The 15596-nt window shown below is 48.9% G+C and carries 15 protein-coding genes and 2 pseudogenes; 3 read left to right on the top strand and 14 right to left on the bottom strand.

Annotation, left to right across the window (positions count from 1 at the left end):
• Positions 1-62: 62 nt before the first annotated feature.
• The gene (locus tag GW590_RS11505; protein ID WP_169403186.1) at positions 63-1358 is read right to left on the bottom strand and encodes an FRG domain-containing protein; all 1296 of its coding nucleotides are present in this window, start codon (positions 1356-1358) and stop codon (positions 63-65) included.
• Positions 1359-2074: 716 nt separating this feature from the next.
• Between GW590_RS11505 and GW590_RS11495 the strand changes: the two are divergent.
• Positions 2075-2836, top strand: a pseudogene (locus GW590_RS11495) (IS3 family transposase).
• A gap of 35 nt (positions 2837-2871) precedes the next feature.
• On the opposite strand, the gene GW590_RS11490 reads toward GW590_RS11495, so the two are convergent.
• The 6 genes and pseudogenes from GW590_RS11490 to GW590_RS11465 form a co-directional block, all read right to left on the bottom strand.
• Positions 2872-3609 carry a DUF6708 domain-containing protein gene (locus tag GW590_RS11490; RefSeq protein ID WP_235955925.1) on the bottom strand — a complete coding sequence of 246 codons (738 nt, stop codon included), beginning with the start codon at positions 3607-3609 and terminating at the stop codon, positions 2872-2874.
• Positions 3609-4253 (bottom strand): hypothetical protein, encoded by a 645-nt coding sequence (locus tag GW590_RS11485; RefSeq protein WP_169403184.1) that lies wholly within the window; start codon positions 4251-4253, stop codon positions 3609-3611. The genes GW590_RS11490 and GW590_RS11485 overlap by 1 nt, the downstream gene beginning before the upstream one ends.
• A gap of 69 nt (positions 4254-4322) precedes the next feature.
• Positions 4323-5078: a hypothetical protein gene (locus GW590_RS11480; protein WP_169403183.1), complete on the bottom strand. Its 756-nt coding sequence runs from the start codon at positions 5076-5078 to the stop codon at positions 4323-4325.
• A 134-nt stretch (positions 5079-5212) separates the two neighbouring features.
• The gene (locus tag GW590_RS11475) at positions 5213-5635 is read right to left on the bottom strand and encodes a hypothetical protein (RefSeq protein ID WP_169403182.1); all 423 of its coding nucleotides are present in this window, start codon (positions 5633-5635) and stop codon (positions 5213-5215) included.
• Between the two features lie 73 nt (positions 5636-5708).
• Positions 5709-6026: a hypothetical protein gene (locus GW590_RS11470; RefSeq protein WP_169403181.1), complete on the bottom strand. Its 318-nt coding sequence runs from the start codon at positions 6024-6026 to the stop codon at positions 5709-5711.
• A gap of 710 nt (positions 6027-6736) precedes the next feature.
• A pseudogene (locus tag GW590_RS11465) lies at positions 6737-6880 on the bottom strand (IS256 family transposase); the annotation flags it as partial.
• A 123-nt stretch (positions 6881-7003) separates the two neighbouring features.
• Here GW590_RS11465 and GW590_RS24350 point away from each other — a divergent pair.
• Positions 7004-7174, top strand: a complete 171-nt coding sequence (locus GW590_RS24350; RefSeq protein WP_235955924.1) for a hypothetical protein — start codon at positions 7004-7006, stop codon at positions 7172-7174.
• An 8-nt stretch (positions 7175-7182) separates the two neighbouring features.
• On the opposite strand, the gene GW590_RS11455 is transcribed toward GW590_RS24350, so the two are convergent.
• From GW590_RS11455 to cecR, 5 genes are read right to left on the bottom strand one after another with little or no spacing between them, the layout of a single operon-like run.
• Positions 7183-8289: an ABC transporter permease gene (locus GW590_RS11455; RefSeq protein WP_169403180.1), complete on the bottom strand. Its 1107-nt coding sequence runs from the start codon at positions 8287-8289 to the stop codon at positions 7183-7185.
• A 9-nt stretch (positions 8290-8298) separates the two neighbouring features.
• Complete coding sequence (locus tag GW590_RS11450) at positions 8299-9435, bottom strand: ABC transporter permease (RefSeq protein ID WP_169403179.1); 1137 nt, start codon at positions 9433-9435, stop codon at positions 8299-8301.
• A complete protein-coding gene (locus GW590_RS11445; protein ID WP_408014934.1) occupies positions 9428-11173 on the bottom strand; it encodes an ATP-binding cassette domain-containing protein in 1746 nt (581 codons plus the stop codon). The genes GW590_RS11450 and GW590_RS11445 overlap by 8 nt, the downstream gene beginning before the upstream one ends.
• Positions 11160-12164 (bottom strand): secretion protein HlyD, encoded by a 1005-nt coding sequence (gene hlyD, locus GW590_RS11440; protein WP_169403178.1) that lies wholly within the window; start codon positions 12162-12164, stop codon positions 11160-11162. Before hlyD ends, GW590_RS11445 begins: the two co-directional genes overlap by 14 nt.
• Before the next feature lie 13 nt (positions 12165-12177).
• Positions 12178-12849 (bottom strand): transcriptional regulator CecR, encoded by a 672-nt coding sequence (cecR, locus tag GW590_RS11435; protein ID WP_169403177.1) that lies wholly within the window; start codon positions 12847-12849, stop codon positions 12178-12180.
• 92 nt (positions 12850-12941) lie between these two features.
• Between cecR and GW590_RS11430 the strand changes: the two genes are divergently transcribed.
• Positions 12942-13196, top strand: a complete 255-nt coding sequence (locus GW590_RS11430; RefSeq protein WP_328803069.1) for a CcdB family protein — start codon at positions 12942-12944, stop codon at positions 13194-13196.
• A gap of 60 nt (positions 13197-13256) precedes the next feature.
• Here GW590_RS11430 and GW590_RS11425 read toward each other — a convergent pair whose 3' ends face one another.
• Both GW590_RS11425 and GW590_RS11420 read right to left on the bottom strand, forming a co-directional pair.
• The gene (locus GW590_RS11425) at positions 13257-14723 is read right to left on the bottom strand and encodes a sensor histidine kinase (RefSeq protein WP_169403175.1); all 1467 of its coding nucleotides are present in this window, start codon (positions 14721-14723) and stop codon (positions 13257-13259) included.
• 3 nt (positions 14724-14726) lie between these two features.
• The gene (locus tag GW590_RS11420; protein ID WP_169403174.1) at positions 14727-15449 is read right to left on the bottom strand and encodes a response regulator transcription factor; all 723 of its coding nucleotides are present in this window, start codon (positions 15447-15449) and stop codon (positions 14727-14729) included.
• Positions 15450-15596: the final 147 nt, after the last annotated feature.

The raw sequence follows: 15596 nt of genomic DNA, 5'->3' as shown, positions 1-15596 counted from the left end.
AATTATTAATTAATATTAGTGAAATTAAACTCCTCCAACAACCATAGTTAATCAAAGAACTGTTATGCTGATTCTTTGTCAAACTTATATTTTTCAGCAATATATTTTGCCGAGTTTTCAATGTACGGAAATACAGTACTTTCATTTATATTTAACAGATCGAGTTCTTTAAGAATTTGTTTCTTATTTTCAACAGTGATTCTCGTTATGGCAATTTCAGCCGTTCCTTCTTCGCTCATTACTGCATCTAGACCATACAATATAAATGCCCCAGACTGTGATGAAATCCTAGCATTACTTTTCTTTCCTTTTACACAGATTATCCTCCTTAAGTCCTCAGCAAGTATATTCATCTCAAAATACGATTTTTCTTCTCGTATGAAATGTCCTAGTTTTTTTATTGCTATTTGTTTGTTAAAATTCGGATGGTCAAAATCAATATCATCCTTATCTTTTTTTGGTAATCTAGCTAAATTCGCAATGCAACTTGCAACATCGGAGTCAAAATACTTAACATCACTACGCTTCATTGAGAAAATGATGACTTCTCCATCTTCCGTATGTGCTGATTTGCAAGAAAAATACAACGCAATAAGTGGATTTGATGTTATATCTAACAACCTTGTAGGCAACGAATAATGCTGCATACGAACAAGAGTATCTAGAGTATTCACATCGGATTGGAAGTCAGCTGAGTTTGATACTATCAATTCTTTATATAAGAGATGTTCACTTTCAAGGTGTAAAGGATTCCCTTCATCATCTTTTCTAAATAGGGATGGCTCCAGTTTGTATTTACTTTTATTTGAATGACCTCTATAAAAAACTTCTGAACCAACCTTTCTTTCAGCCGAAATAACTTTTGCAATAAAACCCTGAACAGTTGTAATCTTAGGGTTGTTATACTTTTTTGCAGACAATCTCACTGATTTTTCCGGCTCGAGAACATGCTCATCATTTATTATTCCTGCGTCTTTAAGCCGTAAAAAGAGATCTTCATCTTTGACGGCCCAATGAGTTCGGTTCATTTCCCAATTGCGGAAATCAAGTAGCATAGCTAAGGGCTTAATTCTTTCAAAAGGAATAGGTGGGAGATTTTCATTCAGCTCAAACTCTATAAATATTTTCCTCCCTCTTTCTTTGATTGAATTTAATTTTCCAATCCGCAGATCATTTATATCGCCTTCGTACGCAAATAAACAAGGATATCCTTTCAAAGTTTCAATTAAATCCGGGGTAAGAGACTGAAAAATGGCAGCAATAGATTCAGTCGTATATTCTAGGAATCTGCTTCTATCAAACTCGTAGGATTTTTCATCCCAAGCACCTTCTCTTGCGGTGACTAAAAGGTTGTACATGATGAAAGACGCTCCATTAAAGTTATCTTACATGCGGCAAGCAATCTATGTAAAAATATTATTAACTCTAAAATTTGATTAACATCTTGATTCGGGTATTAGAAATTTATACCTCGAAAAATTCAATAAAACAACAAATTAACCTGATGTAAATATCTCGCTAAGTGGACCATGAGACTTTACACGTCGGACACGACGTGGTGTAACGTTCGTAATTTATGCATCTAACACGTTCCTGACTGGCTGCCCCAGTATCGTCATCAGCGGAGAAGTAAAGGTCCATGGTTACTCTTGAGAGTCCGCCCCTGACACTCAGCCGACAGTTAAACCTCTTTGCACACAGTTCCACATAGGATAAACGCCTTCGACGTTACCTCTAACTATGCTTCATTTTAAGAGTAAAACAGTAATGTTCACCCATGCTGCGGAACGCTCGTACCAGATTTATAGAACCCGCAGCTATTGGTGGTCATTCTGGTGGTCTTGACAAAAGGGTAATTCAGGATTAGCTTAATTATTAGCCAGTTACTGGTAAAGGCGATCCCAGTCAGAGGAGCCAAATTAGAAAATCCCGCTTAAGGAAACTTAAGCGGGATTTTTGCTTTTTTGCGTTAGGCAACTGCCATTGGGAAGAGATGTGGAGGGGTAATCCCCCCGAAAAACCAGTGCATGCATAAGTAGAATTTTCTCCTAATCTGAATACAGAGGGGATTGCTATGAAACGAGCACGTTTTACCGACAGTCAGATCATCGCTATTCTTAAACAGGCTTAAGCCGGAACGCCGGTTCCTGAGTTATGCCGCGAGCATGGCATCAGCAGTGCCAGTTTTTACAAATGGCGCTCAAAGTTTGGCGGAATGGATGCCGCACTGATGAGCCGTCTCAAGGAACTGGAAGAAGAAAATCGCCGCCTGAAAAAAATGTATGCCGAAGAACGGCTAAAACGTGAGAAACCAGAACCGCTGAGTGTCCCGTCCGGTAGCAACGAGAACTGGTCGATGGATTTTATGCACGATCAGTTAGCTGACGGGCGTTCCGTTCGTTTGCTGAATATTATTGATGATTTCAATCGTGAAGCATTAACAATAGAAGTCGATTTTTCACTGCCTGCCAGTCGTGTGGTCAGAACACTGGAACAACTTATTGAATGGAAAGGAAAACCTGCATCAATTCGTTGTGACAACGGACCGGAATACGCAGGAACCACGCTGATAACCTGGGCACAATAGCAAAATATCCGGCTTAACTTTATTGAACCGGGGAAGCCTCAGCAGAATGCCTATATTGAACGTTATTATCGAACAGTGCGCTACGACTGGCTGGGACAGCACTTATTTTCGTCACTCAATGAGCTGCAGGAATATGCCACCCAGTGGCTATGGTTTTATAATCATGAACGTCCCAATATGGCCCTGAATGGTTTTACGCCAATACAACATATTCAGCGCTTAACTGATCCTATTTATCAGAGTGGTTAAAAATGGGGGGATTACCGATCCTTTTGAAAAAGGGATCAGGCCCACTCCGGCACGGCTTTGGAAGCCTTATCCATATTCTCAGGCCAGCGCACCGTTTTAAACGGCGTCCAGCTCGGTGGAACGTGAGTCCGCAGAGGTTTATCAGATACCGCTTTTCCCTGCATGTACTGGCAGCAGGCGCTCCATAAGCCGTACACATCATAGATATTGCCTTCTGTCCAGGTCAGGATAAACCGGTCCCGGACCAGATACGTTCCCGGCTCACAGACCGCACAGTAAATGCGATGCCCCCAGTCAGCATGACCGGCCATCTGTACCCGCTCCCCCTGAATATCTGCCCAGTCAAATACCTTGATTTTCACCGGCCATCGCCACCACGGCCACACACTACGTTGCTGCTCGTAGACGTACACTTTCTGCTGCTTGCGGTTAAAGCGCACCGGTGCTCCTCTTGCAGCAAAAAGCACTGTTCTGAAACACCATACAATTATTGATATCAGTGTAAATATAAGCAAAATGCCTATCGGTTCGAATTGTTCACCTCTGAGAAAAAAAAGGGGAAAAATAAAAATAAAACACCCTAGCCCAACAAAACCGGAAAACCATAAAACTCCCCATCCATGATTCACATAGCGGGGAAGCTCCATCCACACATCATTGATCTTATTCACCCGGATGAGTCGTGGATACACCATCTGCTCTTCTCCCGGATCCGGCAGGTCTTCACTCCATCCCCTGACTGGCTTAATCAGGCAGGATTTTTCGTTATCCATCACTTCACTCTCCATTGTTCGGTGGTGTCACTGTTCACCCAGGAAGGCTCCGCGCTGACCGTCAGCCCCATCCGGGTACCGGGGTCCGTGCGGTCCATCCAGTAGTCTGCCACCATCGTTACACCCGGTGTCCGGCTCTGCGCCACCCAGATGTGGCCCTGTATCACCAGTGCAGTACCGTCAGGGCTGACCTGATGCATACCCGGATAGCTCTCTGAAGCCCGGACACTCTGCTGATGGTCAGCCATACCAGGCGCATTCTGCGACTGAGAAAACAGCACCCGGTTATCACTGTCACTGGTTACCGTAACTGACCAGCCTCCCCTGGCAGCATCCCAGCCCGGCAGGGCCACCCGGAGCTCAATCCGACTATATGGCACGGACTGAATCGGAGTCGTGCCACCGAAAGCCACGTTAGCCACCATCCCGCTGCGGATAGCCAGGTAATTAGCCAGGGCGGCAGTCAGGTCAGTCTGGCTCTCCGCATGCCACACCGGCAGGGCGTTAATCGCCCCGTTGGGAATACCAAAGCAGGTACGCCGCAGCCAGATTTCAAACGGCGTGCTGCGCAGTGTGTTGGCTTTGGTGGCCCAGACAGCTCCCGTCAGTAAAAGTAATGCAGCCCAGCCCGCCGGCCCTAACACCAAAAGACCGGAGGCTGTCGTGGATGTCCGGGCAAACAAACCTAAGCCTCCGGAGACAGTAGCAATAATTCAGCCAACAATAGAAGCTCCTGCGGAGTATTTATACAATTTTCCAGCATCGTTATAGGATTCATAGGAATGAATTCCGTCCCTGATCCCCTCAACAATCCCGGCAATTCCGCCCAGTACCCCGCCCAACCGCCCCCCGAAAGGCACCTGCGCCGACTTGCTCAGTACCAGCCAGTTTTCCTTAATCGCCAGTTTGGTCGCAAAGCCCAGCATTTCGGTAAACCCCTCCATCATCAACAGGGTACTCATGGTCACATCGGCGGTCACATCCACTTCGTTTCCGGTTTCCCGATGCAACCGCTCCTGCAGCGCATGCCAGCCATACATCTGAATCGCCTGCAGCCCGACCCCCATTATCAGCCCTACGCCATCGCCGCTGACCACTCGTTGCCCCAGCTCGTTAAACTTCGCCAGCTCCGCCTCCGTGGCCCGCATCACCACTCCACCGTTTTGCCGCCCGACCAGCGATAATTCAGAGACCGATATCTCATACAATGGTGCATTAGCTGCTGATTGAGATGTGGTAATGATACGCTGCTGAAGACTCTCCATTGTCCCGGGGACTGCCACGGTCATTTTCACCGGCATATCCATCGCCTGTGCGTTCAGTGCTACCATTCCCACCATTACCGCCATTCCCTCAGGAGGAGTTATCTCCACTGCCACCGTTGCCGCCGTTTGCGTTGTTACCGGTGCCTGCGTCACCACCGTCTCCCCCGTCACCTCCTGCATTACCTGGCCCCCCATTTCCTCCATTTCCTCCATTTCCGCCATCAGCTACAAAGAGTGTAAATACATCAGGTGAGGCTGACTGAATGGGGACAGCAGAAATGCTATACGCAACGAATGCGAACGTGAATGAGGCATACTTCAGCAGTGTCGTGCAACGTTTATAAAGGTTGAGTCTGGTCATTGTTACCTGCGCTCCCACCATTCCCCCCTGCTGCATTGTCAGAAGAGCCTCCGTTACCACCATTGCCTCCGTTAGCACTCGTATCAGTTTTTTTATGTGGTTTATGGTGCTGATGATGCGAGCCCTGAGTTGCTCCGACGCCGTTTCCTCCATTTCCTCCAGTGGAGGCTCCGTTGCCACCATTTCCGCCATTTCCGCCATTCGAGCATTCTGTGCCTGGAATACCGTTTTTGCCGTTCTTCCCGTTAGGGGAGTTTACTTGTCCATCCTGGCCATTTAGGCTTTCACAGGAAGACAGCTGAACGGCTACCTGCGTATTTGCAAAGCTTAATATTGGTATGGAAAAAAAAAGGCCAGAAGAAAATGGTAAAAGGAATAATAAATTTCGTATTTTTAACATATACCTGACATCCTTTTAGTTAATGGCCACACAAGTATAAAGTGGCCATTTATAGAAAAAATCCGCTTGCTAATTAAGCGCCGTCTCCGCCACCGTTGCTATCGCCACCGCTACCGTTGCTATCACCAGAACCATTCCCTGTACCGTTGTCATCACCGCTGTCGTTACCATTATCGCTGCCGCTGCTATTGCTATTGCCGCCATTCCCGCCATTTGAGTTCGCTCCTGAACCACCATTCCCACCATTACTACCATTGGAATCGCCTATTAACACATAGGGATGATCGGAGTAAGTAGATACCAGGGAAACATGCTGGGGAGCAGCAGCAGATAGTCGGGCTACAGAGAAAAGGATAATACCTAAAACAATCGTAATTTTTTTATGTCTCATAATCCATCCTTAAGAGTAATAAAAACATGAGAAAAAAACAGAGTACCCAAAAGCTACTTGATGAACTTCTTTATTAAAGTTAAAAATATTGAAAAACAAAAATACATATGTGTAATTTATTATTTATGAGGGTGATTTTGTATTTCCATGAATTTTATTTTTCATTCATTGATTAACATTGTTATTTTTAATGTATTGTTTTTAATGATTAAATGACAAAAAACAGCATGCTAATTATTTACACAATTACAAAAGGATACGTATTACAGATTCATTAAATATTTAATATTACCATAGCAAAAAAAATAATTGCACATTCAATTATTGCATAAAGAATGGCTAGCCTGATTTACTATAATGTTTCTTTTCGGATATAGAACAACTACGTCTGGTATACCGCTCTTTGTAAAGTAGATAGCTGCTGCTATTCCTTCTATCCCGATTGAAAATGAATAGCTCTTGAAAAGTGATACCGCGGCGATCTAGTATACCGGCGTTATACCGTTGCTTTAAGCCACATGCCAATGTCCTGGTGATTCGAGAGGGACGCCTTCGGGTAATCACATGCCAATGCCATTACGACCAGAGAGATGGCGCTTTCGAGCTGTTTAGCTAAATCTATTTACCCTTTGAAAACAGAGACCTTCGAGTTAAGGCGCACTTCACGCATTTTACGACCCTGTAAATAATTCTGTGTAACTGCCACCGTATTAAAGGTGATCGCTCAGGCGGTCACCGAACTCGATAATAAAACGGCTCATCGCCAGCCGCCAGTTCTGGATCGGCATACTCCATTTTTTCGACGCATCCTTGATCACCAGATAAATAACTTTTCGTACCGAGTCGTCTGTCGGGACCCTCAGTGTCAGAATAGTTGTCATCCCCTCTGAAAAAGATACCTGAGGGATGCCAGCACGATGTTATTAGACAAACAACCAAGCGTGACCTTTGTTGCCCAGCACGTGGGATACAGGGGTGTGTCCCAGTTTAACCGGGAGTACGCCTGCATCTTTGGTCTGCTACCGCTGAAGGATATCGCTTATCTGCGTAAAGTCATCAATGTGCGTGACAACCTCTGGCGAAGACAACGGGTAAGAAAGGTCGCAATCGATTCAAAACCACCAACTGCCTCGATCGCCATCATTTGATTGACAGATCAGGCAACTTTGCGGCGAAACATCCAGTACGCCGCTGAGCCGGTTATAGCAGCAATCACCAGTAGCGGCCACAGGCTTCCCCATACAATGTCCAGACTCGCATCTTTCAGGTAAATCTGTTTTGTGATGTCCGTGAAGTGCCGGATAGGATTTATCCACGTCAGATTTTGCAACCACACGGGCATGTTCTCTACAGGTGAGACATAGCCGGAAAGCAGGATCGCCGGCATCATAAAGACAAATACGCCAATAAATGCCTGCTGCTGCGTCGAACTTAGAGCAGAAATCAGCAGCCCGAATCCCACCAGCGAAAGTCCGTAAATCAACATGGTGAAGTAGAACAGTAAGACCGAACCAGAGAAGGGAATTTGATAGCCCCATATTCCCACAGCGAGCACAATAGTGGCCTGTGCAATGGCGACAATCTGCGCGGGTATGGCTTTGCCAATAAATATCTGCCAGGTGGCAAGCGGCGACACCAGGAGCTGGTCGAGCGTGCCCTGTTCACGTTCACGAGCAACGGACAGCGAAGTCACAATCATTACGCCAATGGTCGTTATCATGGCGATAAGCGACGGCACCACGAACCATTTGTAGTTCAGGTTTGGATTATACCAATTGCGTACTACCAGCTCACTGTTATCCGATTTCGGTTGACCAGTCATAAGTTCTAGTTGGTAGTTTTTCACAATTTGCTGCAGGTAATTGGCGGCAATCTGCGCACTGTTCGAGTTACGACCGTCAAGGATAATTTGCAGTTTAGCTGGCTGCTTGCTTGCCAAATTGCGCGAGAAATCTGCCGGGAAGCGGATCAGCAGCAGCGCTTTTTGTTTATCGAGGGTTGGCTGGATTTCCTGTGGGCTTTTTAACAGCAGCAGATGGCTAAAAGCTTTGGCGTGTGCAAAACGTTGTGTCAGTTCCACGGAATAGCTGCCATTGTCTTGGTTGTAAATCGCGATGGTGGCGTTAGTGACCTCAAGCGTGGCAGCAAACGGGAACAGCAGCACCTGCAACACCACCGGCAAAATCAAAATGGTACGGGTTTGCGGCTCGCGCAGCAGGGATTGCAGTTCTTTGCGAATTAATGTCCATAGTCGATGATACATAACTCTCCCTTAATCCAGACGACGTCTGGTCTTCAACGCCGTCAGGCCGATAAACATCGTCGCCGAGACACTTAGACACAGTACGTTAACTACCAGCACTGTGGAGATATTTCCCGCGAGAAACAGGGTTTGCAGGGTATTCACGAAGTAGCGCGCCGGTATGATATAAGTCACCGCGCGGATAATCGCTGGCATACTGTCGATCTGAAAGATAAAGCCCGAGAGCATGATGGAAGGTAAAAATGCAGCGTTCAGCGCCACTTGAGCGGCGTTAAACTGGTTGCGAGTGATAGTCGAAATCAGCAGACCCATACCAAGCGTACTGAGCAAAAACAGACTGGTAATCAAAAATAACAGTAGCAGCGAACCGCGGTAGGGTACGCGGAGAATAAATACCGAAACCACCATACACAGTAGCATTGCCAGCATGCCGAGCACATAGTAGGGAAGCAACTTGCTCAGCAACAACTCGGTACGCGTTATCTGCGTTGAAAGCAGGGCTTCCATAGTGCCTCGTTCCCACTCACGCGCCACGACTAGCGATGTCAGAATGGCACCGATAACCGTCATAATGATGCTTATCGCCCCCGGAATAATGAAATGCTGACTGATAGCAGCAGGGTTAAACCAATAACGCTGTTGCACGTCAATCAGTGGCTCGACGCTTTCACCCCGGCTCTCCGAGCGCTGCTGTTGCCATATCTGCCAGATCCCTTCGACATAGCCCTGCACAAAGTTTGCAGTGTTCGGTTCGCTGCCGTCGGTAATCACTTGAACCGGCGCTGTACCCCCGGCGCGCGCCATGTTCTGCGCAAAGTCTGTAGGGATAACCACTATGCCGCGGATTTTTCCCCCCTGCATAAGCTGAATCAGTTCGTGGCGGTTATCGCTGATGGTAGGCTGAATGAAGGGCGAAGCGCTGATGGTATGAGCGAAAGCCAGCGCTTCTTCACTTTGCTGTTCCAGCAGAACCCCGACGTGCAGGCGGCTTGAATCCAGGTTGATGCCAAAGCCGAAAATAAAAAGCAGCAGTAGAGGGATCACCACAGCAATTAACCAACTGCTCGGGTCACGCGCAATCTGGCGCGTTTCCTTCACGCAGAGGGTGCGTACTCGCCTCCATGAGACTATTGAATGCTCACTCATGCGTGTGCTCCCTATCCCACTTGTTTATCAGCGTGATAAATGCCTGTTCCATGGTTGGATCGACCTGCTCGTCGTCTGCCGCCTGCTGTTTGAGATCGTCCGGCGTGCCGCTGGCGATAAGCTTGCCACGGTACACCAGCCCGATACGGTCGCAATATTCCGCCTCGTCCATAAAGTGTGTGGTGACCATCACGGTTACGCCTTTTTCAACCATATTGTTGATGTGCAACCAAAATTCTCGCCGTGTAATCGGGTCAACGCCAGACGTGGGTTCATCAAGGAACAGAATATCCGGCTCGTGCATCAGTGAGCAGGCCAACGCCAGGCGCTGCTTGAAGCCGAGTGGCAGGGAATCTGTCGAGCTGTTAAATATCGGCTGGAGGTTAAACGCTTCGCTCATACGGGAAATTTTGTCGTCCTGCGCCTTGCCGTGAAGCCCGTACACCCCTGAGAAGAAACGCAGATTTTGTGCAACCGTCAGGTTGCCGTACAACGAAAACTTCTGCGCCATATATCCCAGATGCTGACGGGCCTTACCGGAGCTGGTTTTCAGATCCATACCCAACACCAGCGCCTTGCCAGAGGTTGGCACTAGCAGCCCACACATCATTTTAAACGTCGTGGATTTACCCGCGCCGTTCGGCCCAAGCAGCCCGAAGATCTCGCCGCGCTGTACGCTAAAATTGACCTGGTCAGTCGCTGCGAAATCACCAAATTTCTTTGTGAGCTGTTTGGCTTCAATCACCGTTTCTTCGGAACTGCCTTCCACCGTATGCAGTATTTTTCCTAGCGGTGATTCCTTCGTGCCGGTGCCGCCCAGCAGTTCGATAAACGCATCTTCAAAACGCGGGACGGTATGTGTTATTTGCTCCAGAGACAGATCCAATGCTTGTGCCAGCTCTTCTATAGTGGCGTCTTTTGCCAGTATCAGACGTACGGAACGCCCCTGGATCACACCGTCGCTCACTTGCGGCAATTTCAGCGCCCGTTGAAGCAGCTTGCGGTTGTTTTCTCCCCCGTGATTCACCAGCAGCGAACGCCCGGCCATTTTCTGCGTCAGCTCTTTTGGCGCTCCGTGATACAACAGTTCGCCTTCGTTCAGCAGTAGCACCTCGCGGCACTGCTCGGCTTCGTCGAGGTACGAAGTACTCCACAGGATCAGCATCCCTTCACCTGCCAGTTCGTGCACCATCTGCCACAGCTCGCGTCGCGAAATGGGGTCGACGCCGACGCCGGGCTCATCGAGCAGAAGAACCTTAGGTTGGCCGACCAGTGTGCAGGCGAGGCCTAGCTTCTGCTTCATACCGCCGGAAAGTTTGCCGGCAAGGCGCGAGGTAAAGGGACCGAGGGAAGTAAATTCTAGCAGTCGCGCAAATGTTTTTTTACGTTCCTCGCCCGTCACTCCACGCAGGTCTGCGTACAGAGTGAGATTTTCCATTACCGTCAGGTCTTCATACAGCCCGAATTTTTGCGGCATGTATCCGACAACGGCGTGTAGGGCACTGCCATCTTTGATTGGGTCGAGGCCTATGACCTGTGCACTTCCCCCGCTAGGTTTCATCAAGCCTGCCAGCATACGCATTAGCGTGGTTTTCCCTGCGCCGTCAGGCCCCACCAACCCGGTGACTCCCCCCGGGTGGATTTCACATTCAAGGCTCGCTACCGCGGGTTTACCCCGTTCAGAGAAGTTTTTCATCAGCCCCTGTAAGCGGATGATGCCGCTGTCATCGCTGTTCATGCTGGGCACCGTTGTTAAAACTTACGGTGACCGGCATACCCTGACGCAGCGAATCGTCGGCATCGGTCACGATAATGCGCAAGCGATAGACCAAATCGGTGCGCAGATCGGGCGTCTCAACCGTTTTAGGGGTGAACTCCGCGGTAGGAGAAACAAAGCCAATTTTGCCGTGATAAGGCCTTTCGGGACGCCCGTCGGTATAAATCTGCACTTGCGTACCCGGCTGTACATTGTCAAGACTCACTTCATTCACATAAGCACGTACCCACACCGGGCGTGTAAGGGAGAGCGTTAATACTGTGCTACCCGCGTTGAGCATGCTCCCTGGTTCAACCGCGCGAGTAAGCAATGTGCCGGCGGATGGCGCGGTAAGCGTGGTGTCCTGTAAATCCAGCTGCGCCTGGGAGAGCTGTGCTTTAGCCTGTTGCAGACTGGCCTGTGCCTGGGCAATCTCTTGTGGGCGGTTACCTTTGCGGTACTGACTGAGCTTATCGCGCGCGGCTTTCAGCGTAGCTTTTGCCTGATCGCTTGATGAACGGGAATTTTCCAGCTCATTTGCAGCAATCATGCGTCTGGTCCACAGCTCCTGTTGGCGCTGGTAAAAATTCTGGGCATAGTCATAGGCAGCCTGCGCCTGATTCACCTGAGCGGCCACCTGGGAAATTTCTTCGTCACGGTAGCCGGCAATAATCAAATCAAATTTCGCTTGTGCCGCTGCAACGTTTGCTTCCGCCTGTTGCAAGGCATTTTGATAAGGGCCTTTGTCCAGCTCGCCGAGCGTTTCCCCGGCCTTGATTGCATCGCCTTCATCGACCAGTAACGTAGCGAGGCGACCACCGACGCGAAAGCTCATGTTCACTGTGCGAATATCCACATTCCCGTAGAGCGTTAATGGTTTCTCCTGCTCGCTTTGGTACCACATCCAGCCGCCAACACAGCTGGCCAGCAACGCAATAACAACGAGCACAACCATGGGCTTTTTATTTTTCATGGCACGATCTTCCTTAATTAACAGACAATCCCAGCAGGATGAAATCGACGTGGGTTAACACAACGCTACTGATTTGCTGCCGATTGGCCTTATCAAAGGTTGTCCAACCGGTGCGTAGTAAAATAGTTTCCCGCCCCAGTCGGAAGGCCAGAATCTGTCCGAGCAAAGCGTGAGTATGTAAAATGGTTTCGGTATCCAGGGGGTCACGTCCGGTGTAACGGCCCACAAGGGAAGTCAGGTGGCTGTGTATCGGTGCAATCACACGATCGTGGATAAGCTGATAAGCGGCTGTTGGCGAAAGCTGTTCGCGAGAGATAAATTTGCTGAGGTTCAGAGTTTCATCGGAGGTGAGCAGCCTTATCATTTGCGCACATGCCGTATGAATGAGCTGGCGGATATGCGCTTTGTCTGATGGCGACTGACTCATAACCTCTTCGGCGCACTGCATGTGCTCAAGAAAATTGTCGTTGATAAAATCCGCAATCCATTCAGCAGAAGCAATATACAGCTCTTCTTTTGAACCGAAATAATAGGTGATAGCCGCAATATTTTGCCCGGCAAGAGCCGCGATATCACGGGTGGTCGCCTGCAAGCCATATTCACCAAACTGAGCGATGGCAGCTTTAATAAGGCTATTTTTAGCCTGTTCGCCACGGGAAGTTATCGGGGGTTGAGAGGTCGGCATACTGCCTCATAAAATAGTTAATCAATCGATTGATTTACTAAAAATAGGCCGAAAAAAATAGGCTGTCCAGCGATGTATTTGTATCCTGAGAGGTGGCGCGGTTTTATGCGATCTGCGGAACGCCCAAACGTCGTATGGCCATTCCGCTTATCGAATCGCATCATCTATCTGAGAAAGTGAATAAGACACTGTTCCCTCTTATCTGCATCGACGGCGAAAATTATTGGCTGATGACCACTGAACTCTCGAGCGTTCCCGTTGAAGCCATTGGCGAAGTGATTGCTGATCCTGGCGAGTACGCGGATAAGATTAAGAATGCTATTAATCTTATGTTTTGGGGTATTTGAAAGGGATCCAGAGTGTCCATTTCGAAATTTACACATAACGATATCCGTAAATTTAGCCCTTTACACCGGCACCGAGAACTGGAAACAGGCTCCGCGTTCAGGTTCTTCAATAAGCGTAATGTCGCTGCCATGCAGTTGCAAAATACGACGGACAATCATAAGACCTAGCCCACCAGCCCGGTGTTTATTGGCGCTGAGGATCGACGGGCGAACAAAAAGACTGTCTTTAAGCTCCGGGGCAATACCTGGACCGCTGTCTTTAAGCTGTACCATCACCTGCCCCTGGTTTTTCCATAATTTTATCTCGATAGTGCCGCCGTCAGGCGTATGACGGATGGCGTTATCCAAAAGATTGGTCAGTACTCTTTCAATCATACCCAGGTCCGCATTAACCAGCGGAATGCCAGGGGTTATATCGGCCTGCAGCTTTTGCCCACGTGTCTCGGTTGCCAGTTCAAATTTCTGGAATACATCCTGCACCAGTTCACATAAGGAAAATGGCTCTTTCTGCGGCTTTACTACGCCATATTCCAGCCTGGCCAGTTCGAACAACTCCTGGGCGAGTCGTCCGACTTTTTTACTCTGCATCAGCGCAATATTCAGATAGCGTTGCCGGTCTTCATTGCTCAGATGGTCAGATTTCACCGACAGTGTTTCCAGGTAGCCATGAAGTGAGGTGAGTGGCGTACGCAGGTCATGGGAAATATTGGCGATAAATTCACGCCGCTGTTGATCTTGTACCATCAGGCTTTGCCATTGCTGGTCAATACGTTTGGCCAGCGCCACAAAAGCCTGCTGCAACTGCGTCACTTCATCACGCGGAGCACCGACGGGGGCATCGCTTTTTGCCAGTGTCTGAATAGCCGCTATCCCGCCACTGTCCAGCACCGCTATTTGCGCCGTCAGTTTACGCACTGGTCGCGTCACCCAACGGAATGCCAGCGCACCAGCCAGTAAACCAAACAACGCGACCAGTCCCATGGAGCGCAGCGCCATATAAATCGCCGAGTGGTATTGGGCATCGCTACTCAGCGCGGTGTAATCATCACCAAGCAATACGATATACACATAACCTTTGGTTACCCCGTTCACCTGCAATGGCGCAGCGCTAAAGACTTGCCGGTTTTGCGGCTGGCGTGGGTTATCGCCATAGACCGGCATTTTCGCGCCATTCAGCAGCGCTTTCACCGGTGTTAAGTCGATTTTATTCTGTTGCAGTTTTCCTGCCGGCGCGGCATTGCCAACGATATTGCCATCTTTATCCAGCAGATATACCTCTACGCTCGGATTCACTGCCATCAGTTGATCAAATAACGTATGGACCGCTTTCGCATTCAATCCTTCCTGGCTAAGCAAGGGGTTATTGGCGGCAATCTGCGTTGCCAGATTGGCCGACAACCGCTGGATCACCGACTGGCTGTATTGATTACTGGCACGCACCTGCATATAACCGGAAAGTAAGCAGCAGGCGAGCAGCAGCAGCATAAATACCACGGTCAATCGTTGCGTTAGCGTGAGATTTTTCATGATTTACCCTTGCATATCCTCAGTTGAGGACGCGAATTTATATCCCTTGCCCCACACGGTCAGAATTCGCTCCGGCTCGGCCGGATTGGCTTCTATCTTGATGCGCAGCCGGTTGATATGGGTGTTTACCGTATGTTCATACCCTTCGTGCTCGTAGCCCCACACCTGATTTAACAGGCTGAGACGCGAAAACACCTTGCCGGGATTTTTGGCAAAAAAGTACAACAGGTCAAACTCCCGCGGTGTCAGCTCAATGGGTTGCTGATCAAGCATCACGTCACGGGCAATGGGGTCAATGGTCAGTCCGGAAAAACTCAAGGTCCCGGCGTCCATTTTCAAATTACGGCTCATGGCTTCCTGACGGCGAAAAAGTGCCTTTACCCGCGCCACCAGTTCCAGCATTGAGAAAGGTTTCGCCAGATAATCGTCGGCGCCAAGCTCCAAACCCAGTACCCGGTGCACTTCGCTGGAGCGCGCGCTGATAATAATGATCGGCGTATAGCGTGTCATATTACGGGCACGGCGACAGAGCTCCAACCCATCAACGCCCGGCAGCATCAAGTCGAGAATTAATGCGTCCCAGCCCCCCTTTGCCAGCAACGTCCCCCCCAGATTGCCGTCACTGGCATGGGTAATTTCATAGCCTTCGTCACGCAGATGCAGGCTCAGTAATTCAGCAATATCGCCGTCATCTTCGACGATCAGGATCTTTTTAGATTTATCCATATGTTGATCTTCACGTGTGGCTTCCCCATACCGTCTGAGTTTACACAAGCAACCCACTCGGAGTTATCACATTTTATTTAACTTTGCGTGAGGTCTCCGGGAACATATCTGTTCAATACTCGCCACATCACAAGACGGGTGGCAGGA

Source organism: Rouxiella aceris (assembly GCF_012933545.1).
GTDB classification, from domain to species: Bacteria; Pseudomonadota; Gammaproteobacteria; order Enterobacterales; family Enterobacteriaceae; genus Rouxiella; species Rouxiella aceris.
This window is presented reverse-complemented; position numbering and strand designations above follow the sequence as displayed.